The sequence below is a fragment of the Alteromonas sp. MmMcT2-5 genome, from assembly GCF_022348315.1.
Lineage (GTDB): Bacteria > Pseudomonadota > Gammaproteobacteria > Enterobacterales > Alteromonadaceae > Alteromonas > Alteromonas macleodii.
Map to the genome: position 1 here is coordinate 64,670 of NZ_JAKRFB010000012.1, position 18,648 is coordinate 83,317.

General features: G+C 43.1%; 16 protein-coding genes. 11 read left to right on the plus strand and 5 right to left on the minus strand.

Annotated elements, in window-relative coordinates:
- Positions 1 to 104 precede the first annotated feature (104 nt).
- Together gdhA and MHN09_RS07670 are read right to left on the minus strand one after the other, a co-directional pair.
- Entirely contained in the window at positions 105 to 1,460 is a 1,356-nt protein-coding gene (gene gdhA / locus MHN09_RS07665) for an NADP-specific glutamate dehydrogenase (RefSeq protein ID WP_239239986.1), read from the minus strand.
- A gap of 7 nt (positions 1,461 to 1,467) precedes the next feature.
- On the minus strand, positions 1,468 to 3,096 hold the full coding sequence (locus MHN09_RS07670) for a diacylglycerol kinase family protein (RefSeq protein WP_239239988.1): 1,629 nt from the start codon (positions 3,094 to 3,096) through the stop codon (positions 1,468 to 1,470).
- Positions 3,097 to 3,246: 150 nt separating this feature from the next.
- Here MHN09_RS07670 and MHN09_RS07675 point away from each other — a divergent pair, with 150 nt between their 5' ends.
- Both MHN09_RS07675 and MHN09_RS07680 read left to right on the plus strand, forming a co-directional pair.
- Positions 3,247 to 3,777: a DUF2878 domain-containing protein gene (locus MHN09_RS07675; protein WP_239220225.1), complete on the plus strand. Its 531-nt coding sequence runs from the start codon at positions 3,247 to 3,249 to the stop codon at positions 3,775 to 3,777.
- A gap of 20 nt (positions 3,778 to 3,797) precedes the next feature.
- Positions 3,798 to 4,502 carry an SDR family NAD(P)-dependent oxidoreductase gene (locus MHN09_RS07680; protein WP_014979228.1) on the plus strand — a complete coding sequence of 235 codons (705 nt, stop codon included), beginning with the start codon at positions 3,798 to 3,800 and terminating at the stop codon, positions 4,500 to 4,502.
- A gap of 71 nt (positions 4,503 to 4,573) precedes the next feature.
- Here the strand turns inward: MHN09_RS07680 and MHN09_RS07685 are convergent, their stop codons facing one another.
- On the minus strand, positions 4,574 to 5,404 hold the full coding sequence (locus tag MHN09_RS07685; protein WP_187447564.1) for an HAD-IIB family hydrolase: 831 nt from the start codon (positions 5,402 to 5,404) through the stop codon (positions 4,574 to 4,576).
- Between the two features lie 179 nt (positions 5,405 to 5,583).
- Positions 5,584 to 6,174, minus strand: coding sequence for a hypothetical protein (locus tag MHN09_RS07690; RefSeq protein ID WP_187447563.1), 591 nt, complete (start codon positions 6,172 to 6,174; stop codon positions 5,584 to 5,586).
- Between the two features lie 584 nt (positions 6,175 to 6,758).
- Between MHN09_RS07690 and MHN09_RS07695 the strand changes: the two genes are divergently transcribed.
- The 5 genes from MHN09_RS07695 to MHN09_RS07715 all read left to right on the plus strand — a co-directional run bounded on the left by MHN09_RS07695 (position 6,759) and on the right by MHN09_RS07715 (position 13,138).
- The gene (locus tag MHN09_RS07695) at positions 6,759 to 7,805 is read left to right on the plus strand and encodes a DNA topoisomerase IB (protein WP_239239990.1); all 1,047 of its coding nucleotides are present in this window, start codon (positions 6,759 to 6,761) and stop codon (positions 7,803 to 7,805) included.
- A 367-nt stretch (positions 7,806 to 8,172) separates the two neighbouring features.
- A complete protein-coding gene (gene putP / locus MHN09_RS07700) occupies positions 8,173 to 9,687 on the plus strand; it encodes a sodium/proline symporter PutP (RefSeq protein WP_187447566.1) in 1,515 nt (504 codons plus the stop codon).
- 16 nt (positions 9,688 to 9,703) lie between these two features.
- On the plus strand, positions 9,704 to 10,813 hold the full coding sequence (gene proB, locus MHN09_RS07705) for a glutamate 5-kinase (protein WP_049587803.1): 1,110 nt from the start codon (positions 9,704 to 9,706) through the stop codon (positions 10,811 to 10,813).
- Positions 10,810 to 12,057 (plus strand): glutamate-5-semialdehyde dehydrogenase, encoded by a 1,248-nt coding sequence (locus MHN09_RS07710; RefSeq protein ID WP_039229394.1) that lies wholly within the window; start codon positions 10,810 to 10,812, stop codon positions 12,055 to 12,057. The genes proB and MHN09_RS07710 overlap by 4 nt, the downstream gene beginning before the upstream one ends.
- A 130-nt stretch (positions 12,058 to 12,187) precedes the next feature.
- A complete protein-coding gene (locus MHN09_RS07715) occupies positions 12,188 to 13,138 on the plus strand; it encodes a mechanosensitive ion channel family protein (protein WP_239239992.1) in 951 nt (316 codons plus the stop codon).
- A gap of 3 nt (positions 13,139 to 13,141) precedes the next feature.
- Here MHN09_RS07715 and MHN09_RS07720 read toward each other — a convergent pair whose 3' ends face one another.
- Complete coding sequence (locus MHN09_RS07720) at positions 13,142 to 13,696, minus strand: HNH endonuclease (RefSeq protein ID WP_014949384.1); 555 nt, start codon at positions 13,694 to 13,696, stop codon at positions 13,142 to 13,144.
- Positions 13,697 to 14,035: 339 nt separating this feature from the next.
- Between MHN09_RS07720 and pnp the strand changes: the two genes are divergently transcribed.
- From pnp to MHN09_RS07740, 4 genes are all read left to right on the plus strand, one after another.
- Positions 14,036 to 16,147: a polyribonucleotide nucleotidyltransferase gene (gene pnp, locus MHN09_RS07725; protein ID WP_239240000.1), complete on the plus strand. Its 2,112-nt coding sequence runs from the start codon at positions 14,036 to 14,038 to the stop codon at positions 16,145 to 16,147.
- Positions 16,148 to 16,308: 161 nt separating this feature from the next.
- Positions 16,309 to 16,602 (plus strand): DUF1244 domain-containing protein, encoded by a 294-nt coding sequence (locus MHN09_RS07730; RefSeq protein WP_049587806.1) that lies wholly within the window; start codon positions 16,309 to 16,311, stop codon positions 16,600 to 16,602.
- 271 nt (positions 16,603 to 16,873) lie between these two features.
- Complete coding sequence (locus MHN09_RS07735) at positions 16,874 to 17,320, plus strand: hypothetical protein (RefSeq protein ID WP_239239994.1); 447 nt, start codon at positions 16,874 to 16,876, stop codon at positions 17,318 to 17,320.
- Positions 17,321 to 17,448: 128 nt separating this feature from the next.
- A complete protein-coding gene (locus MHN09_RS07740) occupies positions 17,449 to 18,432 on the plus strand; it encodes a PH domain-containing protein (protein WP_239239996.1) in 984 nt (327 codons plus the stop codon).
- Positions 18,433 to 18,648: the final 216 nt, after the last annotated feature.

An 18,648-nucleotide genomic window follows, 5' to 3' on the forward strand; every position in this document is an offset into this window, starting at 1 on the left:
CATTGAATTGGGAAAGGGGACAACGCAAATTTTACAAGTCAGTTTCCGATAAATTCACGGCAGTAAGTCCGTGAATTTACCGAAAGAGGGAGATGGGATATGCGCTACACGCCTTGTGCGACCATGGCGTCAGCGAGTCTACGAAATGCTGCTACATTGGCGCCTTTCATATAATCAACGTAGCTGCTTCCAGCATCGCCTTCAGATTTACCCTCATCAACACAGCGCTGATGAATGCTTTCCATAATTGAATAGAGCTGTTCATCGAGTGCGCTTGCGTTACGTTGATTGAACATGGCGTTCTGGCTCATTTCTAAGCCCGATAGCGCAACGCCGCCAGCGTTTGATGCTTTGCCTGGTACGTATGCAATTTGGGCGTCTAAAAACAAAGCCTGCGCTTCATTTGTGCACGGCATATTCGCACCTTCTAGTACCATTTGGCAGCCGTTATCTAGCAGTGATTTTGCATCTTCTTCAAGTAGTTCGTTTTGCGTAGCGCAAGGCAGTGCTATGTCGCATTTTAAATGCCAAGGCTTTTTATCAGCTATCCACTTGCCCATGTTTTCATCTGCCATGTCAGCAAGGATATTGTTGCGGTTTGCATGGTTGTCGATTGCCCATTTAAACGCGGTATCAGTTAACCCATTCTCATTATGTAAAAGCCCTCGGCTATTAGACAGCGAAATAACTTTTCCGCCTTTCTCTACCGCTTTAAGTGCAGCATGCAACGCTACGTTTCCGGCTCCAGACACTGCAATGGTTTTGCCTTCAATTGGAGTACCTTGATGTCGACATACCGCTTCTAAAAAGTAAATTAAGCCAAAGCCTGTAGCTTCAGTACGTACATAGCTACCACCAAATTCTAAGCCTTTACCAGTTAATACGCCTTCGAACTTATTGTTTAGCCTGCGATATTCGCCATAAAGGTACCCTATTTCTCTCGCGCCGACGTTTATGTCACCTGCAGGTACATCGGTGTTCGCGCCAATATGTCGCTGTAATTCACGCATGAAGGCTTGGCAAAACAACATAATGTCGCGATCAGTACGCCCTTTGGGGTTAAAGTCTGACCCGCCTTTACCTCCACCCATGGGTAAGCCGGTCAGGGCATTTTTGAAACACTGTTCGAAAGCAAGAAACTTAAGCACCGATAAGTTGACGGTAGGATGAAAGCGCAAGCCACCTTTGTAAGGACCCATGGCTGAATTGTGCTGTACACGCCAACCTTGATTGACTTCAATATTGCCATCACTGTTCATCCACGACACGGTAAAATAAATAATGCGTTCAGGCATGCAAATGCGTCTTATAATATCGAACGCTTTGTAGTCTTTGTTTGCATTGTGAATAGGAACAATATCTTCTAATACTTCGTGTACCGCTTGTAGATATTCCGTTTCGTTAGCAAACTTCTCATTAAGAAAGGTATAGATTTCTTCAAAGTTACTTTTCTGAGTCATGTACTGCTTAATCCTTTTCTTCAAAATTGGTGAGAACGTTAAGGCTTCGAGGGCATGTTTTTATCTCAAGCTTTTCGCCTTCGTAGATCTCGCCGTCGACAGCATACGCCGTGGGCTTATCAAATGTTAACGTTATGCTTGATGCGCGTTCGTGCCGTATTGATTCAGATTGCTTCTTTGCTTCAGCTGGACTTAGCACTAGCTCTGCTAACGATGCGAATTGTTTATCAGAGCTGGGCTGAGGTAATAGCCAGGTCAAATCAAGCTTCCCATCGGTGATGTCAGGCGGCTCTGCGCCCTGAGCAAGTGCTGTGGTCATTGGGGCTGCGTTTGCAATAACAAAGCTCGGCGTTTCTAAGGTTTCAGCTGGCTGGTTGTCTTTTGCTACTTTAAACGTCATGTTTTCATTATTTGAAATCGCGTTCCATAGCCCTTTTAGGTAGGCAAACTGGCCGCCTACATTCTTTTCGTCGCGATCAGCGGCCGAAATCATTTTTTCCTCGAAGCCAACTGCTGCTACCAAAAGCATAACGTGGTCGTTACAGGTCGCGGTATCTATGGCTAAGGTGTTGCCCTCTATAATGATGTCGCATGCTGTACTAATAGGCATGACTTTACTAATGTAGCCATGCAACACTTGGCTCAGTGCGTTTGCTGTACCAAAAGGGATAATCCCCATGGTAACGTCGGTGTTGACCAAAGCCGAGGCGACTTCAGTTAACGTTCCATCGCCGCCGCATGCGACAATAATGTGGGCGCCGTCTTGTTTTGCCTTTTCTGCTAGTGCCTTACCATCTACTTCAGGTGTGGTTTCTTTCACGGTCACTTTGAATTTTTCATTTAATCGAGAAAGAACGTCATCTCGGTATTGCTCCCATTTACCGCCCCCGGCAACTGGGTTAACGATAAGGGTTAGATTCTTTTGTAGTGAAAGTAAGCCACCATCTCTAATCTGCTGCAGCGATGCTAATTGACGTTTGTTGAGCCTTGCTGTTTGGCGTATCTGGTTAATTTCATGTAATGCATCATCTACACTCAACGTAGGGTTTTTGGCCAGCAAATAGGCTGCAACCACCAGAACAGAGCGACCTCGTCCAAGCGCACAATGCACAACAACATTTTTCTTTTCAGAAATTTGCTGATTTAACCAATTTATTGCTAAAACAAGCTGTTCAGGAGTGGGGCTGGTATGGTCGAGTACCGGTACGTTTAAATAGCGGTAATCTTCTTGATATGCCGTCCAATCCAGTCCATCAAATTCAGCGGTTACGTCAAGAATGGCATCAATGTTGTTTTCGTTTAAAAGGCTAACGTGTTTTCCCGACATGCGGCACGCAAGGAATAAGTGCGGCTCAATTTTTTGTAGGGGGGGGACTTTATCCGTTCTGCGTGCGAATTCATTGTAAAGCCAAGAGCCCAGTAAAAAAGGTACAAAAATCCAGCGTATGTAGAATGGTATTGAGCCATCCTCACGTTTGCGAAACAGGCTTGGATAGTTGAGCAAATAGGCGCTGCTTACGGCAATAAGGGAAAATGCAATCCAACCAAATACCACTTTTAATAATATCACTGGCACGGTCAACGTTAGTGCTAACGCCACTAATGCACCAAGTACGTAATACTTCACCATTTTCACGATTAATACATCCTTTGTAATTGGAAAGAGCAAACAGTCTATGCATCTATACTTACACTAGAGCGTTTTCGTTTACTTTTGTCGCAATAGGGTTGAACTATCACTTACCGGTAAACGTATGCTTTGATATTGAAAATATGAGCGTTTCAAATGAAGAATAGTGCGGTACTAAAGGTTGCGAACTTTGTATGGTTCCAAGGAATTTGGTGGCTGGTCATCTTGTTCCAGAACAAAGCAGTAATTCCAGTGTTAGGGTTGATCCTTCTATGGATAACCATTTCGCCCAAGCGAGAGGAAGATATAAAGCTAATGGGCACGGTATTTTTACTGGGCACGGTGGTTGATGCACTTTTAACCCAAAGCGGGCTGTTCATTTTTAACGAGAAAGAAACGCTAGTCAGCTTCTGGCCAATTCCAATTTGGCTAAGTCTTCTATGGGCAGCCTTTGCAGGTACGGTCTATCACAGTTTAACCGCCTTTAATGGTCGAATGGCCGTTGCGGCGCTTGCTGGAGCTATCTTCGCGCCGCTCAGTTATATCGCCGGCGCCAAATTCGGTGCGGTTGAATTGGGCGCAAGCGTTATGCTTTCTTATATTTTTATCGCTCTAGTGTGGAGTGTAATCTTCCCGCTGTGTTTTTATTTATCCAATCGTTTTGAGGCAAAACAAGCCCAAGCGTAAATGCAAGGAGTGTATTGGCAATGACGAAAAACGTATTAGTTACAGGTGGAAACAGAGGTATAGGTCTAGAAATAGTAAAAGGAATGCTGTCTAAAGGCTATAAAGTGCTAATGGGGTGTCGAGACGAAGAGGCCGGCCTTGAAGCCAAGAAAGATATTGTGGGAGGGGATTTGCATATTATTGAGATGCCTCTTGATAACGAAACAGCCATCGTCGATGCGTTTGTTCGAGCTGAGGCCGTGTATGGCCCTATTGATATCCTCATAAACAATGCAGGTATCTTAGACGACACGCCATGGAAAGATGTAAATTCTGAGACGTTGGCTAAATCGATGCAAATTAATGTGAACGCCCCGCTTACACTTATCCAGCAAACGTTACCGCAAATGATTGAGCGAGGTTTTGGACGTATTATCAATGTAAGCTCTAGTTACGGTAGCTTCGCCGAGGGGCTGAAAGGGCCAATGTGCTATGCGATAACAAAGGCTGCTATTAATGCGCTTACGGTTAAGATGGCAGCGGTAGTTGATGAAGCTGCTGACGGTAAGTCTCTTGATGTAACCGTTAATAGCATGACCCCGGGTTGGGTGCATACCAGAATGGGTGGAAGTGATGCGCCCAAAACGCCCGAGGAGGGAGCAGATACGGCTATTTGGTTAGCAACCATGGAAGAGGGCGGCCCCCATGGCCAATTCTTAAAAGATAGAGAGCCTATAGAGTGGTAGCCTTAATTAACTAGCCTAATTCATATAGTTTGAAGGCTACCATTTTCACGATGCTTTTTAATCAGCATCTTCTAAAGTGAGAATCGCTCTCGTAGAAAGCGGGCGATTCCATCTTCATCGTGATGCCCAATGACGGAAGTGGCGGCGTCTTTGATATAAGGTTTAGCGTTAGAAGGTGCATAAGCCTCGTCTGCTAGCTTAAACATACTTAAATCATTATCACTGTCGCCAAACACAATAACGTTGCTTGCATTCAACTGTTGGCGCAAAAGCTCTACCGCACTACCTTTATTCGCAAGATTGTGGTGTACATCCATCCAACGGTACTCATCCCCTTCGATAGCTGGCCCAGAGTACGCTATCAGTCCTCCGTGCATGTTAAGCTGCTTATACATGTCATAGACTAGCGGTGCATCTCCGATCATACTAATGTTTGTAATATGTGCATTAGCAGGTAGCGACTCAATAGACGCTAGTCGCGCTTTAGTGCGCGAAAAATACTTTTCAATTAAATCGTGTTCCACCTGATGCTTAGGCGACGAATGGTAAATCACGTGCTCGTGATCTGGACTATCCATATTCACTGTGTTAATGAAAGGCGTGATATTGTTGTTTACGGCGTGCTCGATAATAAGATTTACTTCACTGGGCGCGAGCAAATTTTCGAGTGTTAGCGCGTTTCCGGCAGGATCCCAAATTGCCACCCCATTATTATAAATGTGAGGGAGTACAAAAGACTGACCTTGTAGCACAAATTGCGCTGAATGCATGGTACGACCCGTCGCTACGGTGAATGCAATGTCTCTCTCACCAAGCAAGCCCAACGTCTCTTTAGTAAACGAGGAGATTTCAGAAGACTTATTTAATAAAGTGCCATCTAAATCAAAAAATAGTAAATCCATACAATTGGTGCCTAATCTCTCTTTCAGAATAACGCCGACCAAACGACGAAGGGCAATAAACGTGGAGTGCGTTATATTGCCCTTCGAAAATATTGGAACAGCTAGATTGATAACTCCGCTATGATTACTGTATCACATTCTGCTTTGAAGCAGCGTTCCATATTATGTCGCTAGTCTTGCTACCGAATAGATTCGACCACTTTGTCGGTGTGCTGCTTCAGTAATTGCGAGACTTTAGAAGCAGACTGTGACTTTTTAAGGTTAATTACCAGCGCAACTTTACCATATCTAACCGCGTGTCTTACGGTTTGTATAACCTCATTTCTGTCTGGACGTAAACCGATTAAACCCGCTATGAATAACCCAATGAATATGCCTGGGCTAATTAGTGCTATGTAGGTAAATAAGGGATTTTGTTGAGTAAGCGCTGGGCCAAACTGCGTTAACAAAAATGCCGCCACTAAACCTACAATCAGACCGATTGAACCAAGCAACAGGTGGGACGACCACATGCTTTTGCCTATGGCAGCGCTGTTACGTTCAAGTTTTTCACTCATTTTAGGGTCGCCAGCTTCGATAATTTCTACTTGAGATACCTCAACAGATGTTTGGTCTTGAACTATCTCAAGTACTTCCTGCACTTTAAGTTTTGACGGAAATACAGCCGCGACTTGCAAATCACCGGTTGATACAACATGGGCTCTCAAATTCTCATGTTCATTACTGTTTTCGCTTTTTGACTCTACGTTTTTCGAACTTTGAACATTCATCTTTAAATCCTCGACTTCTTACTTGGACTCTCTCAATTAATCCACTTCACTTGCACTTCAAAGGGTATTGCTGTTCGGCTTCACCCAAGTGCATAGGTAACTCGACAACTATTGTTCATACTTATTCAAGTTGTATTCCGACGAAGAAAAGTAGCGGTTTATACTTTAGTAGAAAAAAGGGAAAGTTCGTTTTTATATTATTGTTTTTAAAGGTTATTTTCGGAATGTTAAATATGATTTAGTAAGCTGGAAGGCGAAATAAAGAAGGATTTCGAAGCGATGTGCTGAGTTTTAGCAAGCGCCGCTACCGGACCAAACAGTCGGTACTGTGATAATTTTACACATAGCGTGAAAATTCGTTATGGCCTTTAAAATCACTGTCTTGCCGTGGAAGCGTCGGCTTGCGGCAAGGTTACTCGCGTGTAGTGATCATTTCTGTACGTTCTTCTGTAGATTCTATTTATAAATTGAGATTTGGTACCGTTGTTTGCAATCTGACTAAGAAAGCACAGCGAGCATCTGTGGCCGTAGCAGCACCTTAACAGTCGGTCTTACTTAGCTGGTAAGGAAAGGAGTATCTATAAATGAAACGGATTAAAGGCTATTGCAACGTCTACTCTGATGATAGCCATCTATCAATAAGGCGCATCGCTTGCGGTGATAAACGGTTTTACTATCGCTATGCAAGTGGAAAGAAAGTCACAGGAGAGCGCGTGCTAAAGCGTATCAAAAAGCTTGTTATTCCTCCAAATTGGCGCGACACCTTTATAAGCCGTGATAGTAAAGCCAGCGTTCAAGCTGTCGGCTATGACGAAAAAGGACGTAAACAGTATATCTATCACAACAAATGGCACGAGCAGCAGCAAGTAGAAAAATTTGAGCGTTTGGTTGCCTTTGGTAATGCACTTCCTGAATTCCGTGAGCACTGTCTATCATTAATTTCACAGCCAACATGGACGCAAGAAAGAGCTTGCGCGCTGGTGTGCCTGTTGCTCGATTACACAGGTGCTAGAGTTGGCAACGCTCAATATAGCAAGGAAAATAACACATATGGGTTAACTACATTACGGCGCAAGCATGTACAAGCGCAGTGTGACGATAGTGTTGAACTTGCTTACATTGGTAAGCACGGCAAACCAAGAACACTAAAAGTAAACGACCCTGAGCTTGCTTCATTAGTTTGTGACTGTGCGCAACAACAGGGTTACTGTTTATTTCGTTATCAAGATGAGAATAATCAATGGCACGACGTAACGAGCGAAGACGTTAATGCGTTCATCCACAAAGAACTAAGTGAACAGTTCAGTTGTAAAGACTTTCGAACGTGGGCATCAAGTCGATTTGCACTAACAAACCTGCCCAGTGTGTATGAACAGATAGCAAACTCCAGAACCAAGAAATGGGAGAGTATGTTAAGTAAGTGTGTTGCAGCAGAACTAGGCAATACTCCCACCGTTTGCAGGAAATATTATATTCATCCGAAACTATTTACTGTGAAAAATGACGAAAAGGCGTGTGAGAAGCTAATTAATCGGGTTCGCTCGCTACATAGTGAAGATTGTACGCAACTTACCCATTTACTGCCTGTAGAAAAGCTTCTTTTGGATGTTATTTCGTCTGAGTGCGCGTAACAAAGTATTTTTAATGAAAATGTTTTAGCTGATAGTAAAGTTGCTGCTTTCCGCGCCTTTTCAGCTAAAGTTAAATTGTTTCATAAATGACTTGGTGTTTTTAAGTTGTTGAATATTAGTGGTAATTAAAAATTTTGTTAACGTAATATGCTGTGAAACATGGTTGGTGCTAATTTAAACATAAGTGCCAGCTAAACGATGTTGTTTAAAAATTGCACTTGAAATTTTCTGTCAGATCCTTATATTGTTAGAGCTCTAATGATTATTGTTCGATTTAATTATTTGCTTTTGAATTTGAATTAGCAAAGGTTAAATGGCGTTTTCATTTACGAGTTTTCGAAGAGCAATAGAGGAAATAACGAACGTTATGCCAATGGAAAGTTACCTATCACTAGCGGTGTATTTTATAGCGATGTTAGGGATAGGGTTGTTTGCTTACCGACAATCTACCAGTGATATTTCTGGTTATATTTTGGGAGGGCGACAAGTTAGCCCTCAAGTAACCGCACTGTCTGCGGGTGCGTCTGACATGTCTGGTTGGATGCTAATGGGCTTACCAGGTGCAATGTACTTAACCGGTTTCGATGCGGTTTATATTGCAATAGGGTTGGTTGCAGGTGCGTTGGCCAATTATTTACTAGTAGCACCAAAACTTCGCGTTTATACCGAAGTTGCCAACGACTCGCTGACTGTGCCTGAGTTTTTTGCCAAGCGTTTTGATACGCCTAACTCAAGCTTACGCATTGTTTCAGCGGTGATTATCGTACTGTTTTTCACGCTATACACCTCTGCCGGGTTAGTTGCAGGTGGTAAGTTGTTTGAAAGCGCGTTTTCAGTCGATTATCAGTTAGGCTTATTTATCACGCTGGGTGTAGTGGTGTCTTATACGCTACTTGGTGGTTTCTTGGCAGTAAGCCTTACGGACTTTGTACAAGGGTGCATTATGTTCGTGGCGCTGGTACTGGTTCCAATTGTCGCGTTTACCGAGTTCGATAGCGTGTCGCAAATGACAAGCGCCGCTTATCAATCTGTACCCAATTTTTCTGAATCGATAGAAACGCTAACGATTGTAGGGTTGCTATCGAGTTTAGGTTGGGGCTTAGGTTACTTTGGACAGCCGCACATTATTGTTCGCTTTATGGCAATTCGTTCTGTTAATGCCATTGGCACAGCGCGAAATATTGGTATGTCGTGGATGTTAGTGACCATCATTGGTGCACTGGCAACAGGATTCGTAGGCATTGCTTATGCCAATCAGTTTGGTCTTGCTGTCGACGACCCTGAGACGATATTTATTATTTTCTCACAATTGCTGTTCCACCCACTTATCAGTGGATTTTTAATGGCCGCTATTTTAGCCGCTATTATGAGTACAATTTCGTCGCAACTGCTGGTTAGCGCAAGTTCGTTAACCGAAGACATTTACCGCGTAATGGTAAATAAAAAGTCTTCAACCAAGGCGCTGAGTGAAAAGCAAACGGTAACAATTGGCCGTTACGGTGTAGCAGGTGTAGCTTTGGTTGCATTGTTATTAGCCATGGATGCGTCGAACACAATTTTATCTTTAGTAAGTAATGCTTGGGCAGGTTTTGGTGCAGCATTTGGTCCGTTAGTACTGTTTTGTCTGTATAAAAAGGACCTTACAGCGAAAGCGGCAATGGCGGGCATGATCAGCGGTGCGGTAACCGTATTGTTCTGGATTTATGCGCCCGTTTTAGCTGACGGTAAAACGTTAAGCAGCGTTATTTATGAAATTATTCCAGGGTTTGCGGTAAGTACGCTAACGCTTTATGTGGTAAGTCGCTTTAGCGAAAACCCATCGTCAAACGTACAAGCAACATTCGCGCAAGCCAGTGAAGAATTAGCAAATCAACAATCTTAAGGTTAAAAAGTTTATTATGAGTCATCCAAATTGGAAACGCGTAGTCATCAAAGTGGGTAGTGCATTGATATCGCCCAACCAACAAGGTTGTAGCAGTCATTACCTTTTGAGCATTGCGCAATTTATCGTGCGATGCAGAGCCAACGGTACACAAGTTGTACTCGTGTCTTCTGGTTCTGTCGCAGCGGGTGCGCACCTGTTTCCAGAGCAAGAAAAGTCAGATATTGCAGTTAAAAAAGCAATGGCAGCAGCGGGTCAAACCGAAATGATTGCCACATGGGACAGACTGTTTGATTTTCCGTCTGCTCAGATGCTTCTAACGCATGCTGATTTACGAGACAGAGAGCGTTACGTAAGTATCCGTGAAACGATATTTAGTTTATTGGACAACAATATTCTACCTATCGTGAACGAAAACGACACCGTTACCACTGACAAATTGAAAGTGGGTGATAACGATAATTTATCGGCCATGGTGGCGTCGGCAGCTGAAGCAGATGCACTTATCATCTGTTCAGACATTGATGGGTTGTACGATAAGAACCCGCATGAACACGACGACGCACAATTGCTTAAATCAGTTAATACCATTGATCAAAGCATTTATGACATGGCTGGCGGTGCGGTAAAAGGCGGTGTAGGCACCGGCGGTATGCGCACTAAAATTGAAGCGGCCGAAAAAGCCGTTTCGCATGGTATAGATACATATATTATTAACGGCTTTACTGAACTGTCGTTTAATATGCTGCTAGCAGGTGAAAACCCAGGCACGCATTTCAAACCTCACGCCACGCCAATGCAAGAGAATGTGCATTGGATGCGCCATACGTCAAACGCGCAGGGTGAGGTGATAGTAGAAGGGGACTTTGACGCCTCTTTAGCTGGCGACGCAGAGCAACTGACAAGTAGTGAAATTATTGACGTGAAAGGTGAGTTCTCGGTAGGCGACACCATTCTAGTACGTAAAGAAGACGGTACTAAACTGGTAAAAGCCAAGTCGAATTACAGTAGCTGTTTATTGAATTTCATTGCGAATCAGGAAAACGAAGAATTCGCCCATGAGTTTGAGGAAAAGACTGGGCCAATTATTTCTGATCAGCACATAGCAAATCTGGAGAAAGAATGAGCATTATTACAGAGTTAGCACAACAGGCAAAAAAAGCTGCACGTACACTGGCTATTTTAAGCGAAAGCCAGAAAAACGCGGTGTTAACTGATATGGCCGCGGCAATTCGTGCAAATAAAAGCAAAATTATTGAAGTAAACGAAAAGGAAGTCGCGCGCGCCAAAGAGAATAACTTAGACGCAGCGATGGTTGACCGCTTAATCCTAAACGACGAGCGTATTGAAGCCATGGCTGAAGGCATCGAAGTTATTGTTGAACTTGATGATCCTGTGGGTAAAGAGCGCGTTATCGGTACACGTCCAAACGGTATTGAGATTAAGAAAATGCGCATACCGCTGGGTGTTGTGTGCATGATATATGAAGCACGACCTAATGTTACTGCCGACGCAGGCGCGCTGTGCTTTAAATCGGGTAACGCAGTAATATTACGTGGTGGTAAAGAGGCACTAGATACGAGTTTAGCCATTGCTGAACTTATGCAAGACGTGCTGGAGAAGCACAATTTACCAAAAGCGCTGGTAACGGTAGTTCCGAATCCAGATCGTGCATTAATGCAAGAGTTAATGGAGCAACGCGACTATATTGACGTTATTATTCCTCGTGGCGGTGAAGGTCTAATCAACTACGTGACTGACAACGCCAAGGTGCCGGTAATTCAGCACTTTAAGGGTGTGTGTCACCTTTACGTAGACAAAGATGCAAATTTAGACAAAGCCATGGCGCTACTTCTAAATGGTAAAACACAGCGTACTGGCGTGTGTAATGCCTTAGAAGGCTTAGTAGTACACCAAGCCGTTGCGGGCGATTTTTTGCCTAAAGTGGCCGACGCATTCAAAGAAAAGGGTGTTAAGGTTCACGTAAACGAAAAAGGCAGCCAATACTTTGATGGTGCTGACGTTATTTCTGAAGACGCGTACGGTGAAGAATATCTTGGCCTTGAAATCGCTATCCGTGTAGTTGACGATTTCGAAGCAGCGGTTGACCACATTGCGCAATTTGGTAGTAACCACACGGAAGTAATTTGTACGGAAGATGCTGAAAAAGGCAAGTTATTCCAACGCGCAGTTGATGCAAGTGTAGTAATGGTTAATGCGTCTTCACGTTTTTCTGACGGTAGCCAGCTTGGCTTAGGTGCAGAAATTGGTATTGCAACCACTAAGCTACATGCTTATGGCCCAATGGGCTTGGAGTCATTGACTTCAGAGAAATATTTAGTAAATGGCGAAGGCCAAATTCGCGACTAATAAAAAGATGTTTTAACTGGTCGGCATTGTGCCGCGAGTTTACATGCTTCATAATTAAAAGCGCTGACATTCGTCGGCGCTTTTTTTCGCCTATTCAAATATTTACCCTCGGAGTACAGACGGAGCCTACATGGAGATTGTGATAGAACCAGCGCAGTTATGGCATCAATTTATAACCTTTGCCAACGATTATAAACTGCTGACATCTCTAGTACTTTTAATTGTACTGCACTTTATTAAAAAGGGTGTGCTGCGCCTTATCAGGCGTATTAGTTCTCATCGCGGTGAAGACCGCCGAAATCAAATTAATATTTTAGAGCAGTTAGGCAACGCCTTTATCATCATTGTGCTAATGATGGTGTGGAGCTCTGAGATCCAAACACTGGCAATTTCCATTGCTGCCTTTATGGTGGCAATTGTGCTGGCAACCCGCGAGTTTATTCAGTGCTTTATGGGGTTCATTTACTACCTGGGCGCACGGCCGTTTAGGGTAGGCGACTGGATCCAAATGAATAACATCATTGGTGAAGTAGTAGAGATGGACTGGGCAAAGACAGCGCTTTTAGAAGTAGACCCTGAAAGCTTTAACTACACGGGTAAACACGTGTATGTGCCTAATAGTCAGCTTGTAACCCAAACTGTGCGTAACCTTAACTTTATGCGTCGCTACCGTTTGCATTCATTTGAAATAGTGAATGAGCCTTCTGTGAACGCCTATAGTTTGCTTCCAGCGTTTCATGCCAGGGCTCAGGCACATTGTGAATATTTCCGTGACGTCGCAGAGCGCTACAAAGGCTTAATTGAACGTCACTTAGAGCAAGAATTTATTCGCATCGACCCCGAGGTTGAGATTAAAACCAATGAACTTGCCAAAGTAGTTGTGAAGGTAAGCTTGTTTTGCCCTACAGCCGAAGCTCATGAATTAGAACATAAAATGTGCTCAGACTGGTTAAGCCTGTGGTTTAAAGCGCAAAAAGAAGAACAGCGTCAGCTGCATGCACAGAACAATGATTCGTCATCAGCACCAAACCAGGCTAAAGCAATATCTGTAGCACAAACAACTACTAGCGGTGCGCTATAACCTTTATTCTAGGCACGTCCATTCTCGGTGGCTGGTGAAATGGCCTTGTAGAAAAGCCATTTGATCAGCCAAAATCCGTCTGTTCATCAAATAAAAACGTTCGTATACATTGGGCCTGAACGGAACTGCGAGTAGCGGCATGTTGGCTTCTTCTGGCGTTTTCGCGCCTTTCGCGTGATTACACCGCTGGCAAGCAGTGGCAACGTTCGTCCAACTGTCTTTTCCGCCGCGAGATCGGGGGATAATGTGGTCTCGGGTAAGCTGCTTTGGCGTAAACTTATTGCCGCAGTACATACACAGGTAGCTATCGCGCCTAAACAAATAGCGATTAGTAAGGGCAACTTTGCCAGATAAATCTGTTACCTTGCCATCGCACGCGATAATACTAGACAGAGTAAGCTGACTTTGCAGCCCTTCATGATTCCAGCCTCCTTTTAGCGTTATAGCATCGCTACCTAGCTCAAATAGCACCTTATCTTGACTGTAAAGCTTTGCGGCTTGTTCAACATCTATCCACTCTTGTGGCATGCCTGCTTTATTAAGTCGAAGTACCAACATGGTTATCTCCTTTAGCACACTAATATTAGACGTTCTTGTTGTGGTTAATCACTTCTGCGCATTGGTCGCACGTGATGTTTATTTAAGTTCTTACTTTTTTCGCTTTTTGTTCTAGCATACGCTGTTTTGTGTCAATATGATGAAAATATAGTCAATAATTGAAATTTCACAGATATTTCATATAGTCATGGTGCTATAGGTGGTAGCGGTTAATGACCAAATAACACGACAAATTCCGCGCGGGGCTGCATTTGACCATGGTATTAACGCTACTTCATGGCTATACTATGCGCCGCGTTTAAAAGCGATAAAATAAAGATTGAAATTAAAGGACAAATAGTGACTCCTATTACTAAATCATTTCAGTATGGACAGCATACTGTAACTCTAGAGACGGGTGTAATTGCTCGTCAGGCAACAGCTGCGGTTCTTGCGAGCATGGACGATACGTCTGTACTGGTAACAGTAGTTGGTAAAAAAGAAGCCAAAGCAGATCAAGACTTCTTCCCACTTACTGTTAACTACCAAGAAAAAGCGTACGCTGCGGGTAAAATCCCAGGTGGTTTCTTCAAGCGTGAAGGTCGTCCATCTGAAGGTGAAACACTGATTGCACGTCTTATCGACCGTCCAATCCGTCCATTATTCCCAGAAGGTTTCAAAAACGAAGTACAAGTTGTTGTAACTGTAATGTCTGCTAACCCAGATATCCCTACAGACATCATCTCTATGATTGGTACTTCAGCAGCCCTTGCTATCTCTGGTATTCCTTTCAACGGCCCAATTGGTGCGGCTCGTGTTGGTTTTAGCAACGGTGAATACATTCTAAATACACGCGCAGAAGAGCAAGCTGAAAGCGAGCTTGACCTTGTTGTTGCGGGTACTGAAGGCGCAGTACTTATGGTTGAATCAGAAGCAAGCGTGCTTTCTGAAGATACCATGCTAGGTGCGGTTATGTTCGGTCACGAACAAATGCAAACTGTAGTTAACGCGGTTAACGAATTTGCTGCTGAAGTTGGCACTGAGAAGTGGGACTGGGCACCAGAAGCAGAAAACACTGCGCTTAAAGACAAAGTTAAAGCATTAGCTGAAGCAGAAATGACTGCGGCTTACCAGATTTCTGACAAGTTAGAGCGTAAAGACGCAGTAACTGCAGCAACTGAAAAAGCACTAGAAGCTATCCTTGCTGAAGACGAAGAACAAGATAAGAAAGAAGTACTAGACCTTCTTCATGATCTTGAGTCTGACGTTGTACGTTCACGCATTCTATCTGGCGCGCCACGTATCGATGGTCGTGACCCAGCAATGATCCGTGCACTAGACGTAGCAACAGGTATTCTTCCTCGTACTCACGGTTCTGCACTATTTACTCGTGGTGAAACGCAGGCACTTGTAGCTGCTACGCTTGGTACAGAGCGTGACGCACAGATGATTGACGAGCTTCAAGGTAAGCGCGACAGCCGTTTCATGCTTCACTACAACTTCCCTCCATACTGTGTTGGTGAAACCGGTATGATTGGTTCGCCTAAGCGTCGTGAAATTGGTCACGGTCGTCTAGCGAAGCGTGGTATTCAAGCAGTAATGCCAAGTGAAGAAGAATTCCCGTACGTAGTACGTGTGGTTTCTGAAATCACAGAATCAAACGGTTCATCTTCAATGGCGTCGGTATGTGGTACTTCACTAGCGCTTATGGATGCAGGTGTTCCAATTAAAGCGTCTGTTGCGGGTATCGCAATGGGCCTAGTTAAGAGTGACGACAACTTTGTTGTACTTTCAGACATCCTTGGTGACGAAGATCACCTTGGCGACATGGACTTTAAAGTAGCAGGTACTACCGAAGGTATCACTGCACTTCAAATGGACATTAAGATTGAAGGTATTACTAAAGAAATCATGCAAATTGCGCTTAAACAAGCAAAAGAAGCACGTTTGCACATTCTTAACGTAATGGACGAAGCGATTGGCGGTCACCGTGAAGAGCTAAGTGAATTTGCTCCACGCATTTACACCATGAAGATTGACCAAGACAAGATTCGTGACGTTATCGGTAAAGGCGGCGCAATGATCCGTCAAATTACTGAAGAGTCTGACACTAACATTGAGATTGAAGACGACGGTACTATCAAAATCTTCGCGACAGAGCGTGCAAAAGCAGACATCGCTATTGGCAAGATTGAACAAGTAACGGCTGAAATTGAAGTTGGGAAGACTTACAACGGTAAGATTACACGTATTGTAGACTTCGGTGCGTTTGTAGAAGTACTTCCAGGTAAAGAAGGTCTTGTTCACATTTCACAAATCGCTCACGAGCGTGTGAACAAAGTAACTGACTACCTAAAAGAAGGCCAAATGGTTGACGTTAAGGTTATGGAAATCGATCGCCAAAACCGTGTACGTTTAAGCATTAAAGAGCTTCTAGAAAAGCCTGCGCCTAAGTCTGACGACGCAGAGTAATGCCGATTAGGTTTTAAACCTAGTTTGCCGTATATAAGTAAAAAGGGAGCTTTGCTCCCTTTTTTCGTTATAGGTTTTAAAAGTAATAACGGGTTGGGTTTTACCCACTAACCCATACATTCAAACCATAACGAAAAACGCTTTTTTAGAGGTATTAGATAATGGATAAGCAAACGCAAACCGAAGTAGAAGCAGCAGTATTTCGCCGCTTAGTAGAACACCTAGACGCGAATAAAGATGTTCAGAACATCGACCTAATGATTTTGGCCGATTTCTGCCGCAACTGCTTAGCAAAATGGTATTCGGCCGCTGCAAGCGAGCAGGGCGCTGATATCGACTACGAAGCCGCACGTGAAGTGATATACAAAATGCCGTATTCAGAATGGAAAGAAAAGCACCAGCTTCCTGCTACTGACGAGCAGTTGGAGAAGTTAGCTGCTAGGCAGGGGAAGTAGTTTTTAGATAAGACGAAACTTGTTTTTGTGTATTGAAGCCAGCTTATGCTGGCTTTTTATTTTTGGGGTGGATGAATGTAGTTGTGGAGTCTGTGCGCCGATTTGGTATTTTTATTAAATGAGCTAAAAACGACATTACGGATTTTTCTTTATTTCTCTGTTGGTTATGGTTTAGAGTTGTAAGAAGAAAAAAGGAGAAGTGCCCCAGAGTGGTGTGGATTAGCATGACGGTTTGGGGACGAGTAAACTGTTATACGCTTAAAGGAATATTATGGATATAGGATATATTGGAACCGCTTTAACTAGCTTAAAAACAGCGACTGATTTAGCTAAAATTATTAAGGATAGTGGCAACACTCTTGAGCAAGCCGAGGTCAATTTTAAGTTAGCCGAACTAGTTGGTGCGTTAGCAGAAGCAAAATTAGAGTTAGCCTCTATTCAAGAAGTTCTCGCTTCAAAAGAAAAGCAAATCAACCAACTGAAAAGCGAAATGGATGTTAAATCCAATTTACAGTGGGAAAGACCTTATTACTTCCTAAAAGACGGGGACAGTAAGGAAGGACCCTTTTGCCAAAAGTGCTATGACACCGACTCAAAACTAATTAGATTACAAGAAAGAGATCAAGGTAGTTGGTGTTGCCATACCTGTACTGGTTATTACACTGACAAAAATTACAACCCACCAGAAATAGATTTTAGCAATGGTGGGCTATATTAAAACGCGTATAACAAAGCGCTTAAGTCACTCCCTTCGGTCGCTGGGACGCCTATACGCGGGGCGGCTTCGCCATTATGCCCCACGTATCTGCGCCCCTTAGCTTAAAGTTATAACGATAAGGAGTATCGGTGCTAACTTTAGCTAAAAAGAATATCCCATTTATATTTCTTGCTGTTATTTCTGTTTTTTGGGCTTTTTTTTATCAAAGCTCTAATGCTCTCAATGGATATGGCGTAGAAAAACCAGAATGGCTTTTGCTAATCGATGGCTTAGTTGTCTTACCTATTTTATGCTTTTGGTTTGTTAAAGATAAGAAAGAAGCTGCTATCAAAGCTGTTGCCTACAGTTGTTTAATTATATTACTTGGTAGCTTTGTTATTCCTGAAAGCTCGAAGGTTGTATGGCCTTACCTTGAATCGTTGCGCTATCTTGCTATTGCGGCGTTTATTGTTTTGGAAGTTACCACTATTTTGACAGTCTTTTTTGCTATCAAAGCTTCTCTTATCAAAGATAAAGATCCAGATTTGGCTATATCAAAGCCAATTGAAAGAGTTCTAGGTAAAGGTGCTATAAGCTCATTGCTCTCTTTTGAGGCGCGAGTTTGGACATACGCATTATTTTCCAAAAAGATAAGACAGCAAAATTTTACTGGTGATAGTCATTTTAGCTGCCATAAAAAAGATGGAGCTCAAAGTAATCAATTAGGCTTTATTCTTATTATTTTATTTGAATTACCCATTATGCATTTGTTGTTACATTTTTTGTGGTCACCGATTGCGGCCAATTTAACAACAGGCTTAACTCTTCTAGGTTTAGTCTTTTTTATTGCAGAGTATAAAGCGATTGCAATTAGACCTATTTCAATTGTTCCAGACAGTATTATTGTAAGGTATGGCATATGGAACCCATTAAGAATTGCTTTAAGTGAAATTAATCACATACAACCTAATTCAAATTTTATACGTAGGTCAGGTAATGTTAATAGGTTCAATTTGGCAGGTAACCCAAATATAGAGATTAAGCTCAATTCCGGTAAGTTAATATATTTAGGCGTAGATTCACCTAATGAGTTTATTTCAACTATAGAAAAGTACCGAGGAAAATCGTTATAACAAGCTGTTTAACAAGGACAAAATACAGTTGGCTTTTGCTCCTTCGTCGCTTATTTTAGCCAACTATATTTTGCCCATTAACAGGGCGTTAGCTGATTAGTGCAACCGTTCATAAGGCCCGATTTCAGATAATAAGTGCGACATTCATGGAAAGGTGTAGAAGAGGAGGCCAACTGCTAAAAGTGGTACGCTCTTCTCGTCAAAGAAACAAGCAGT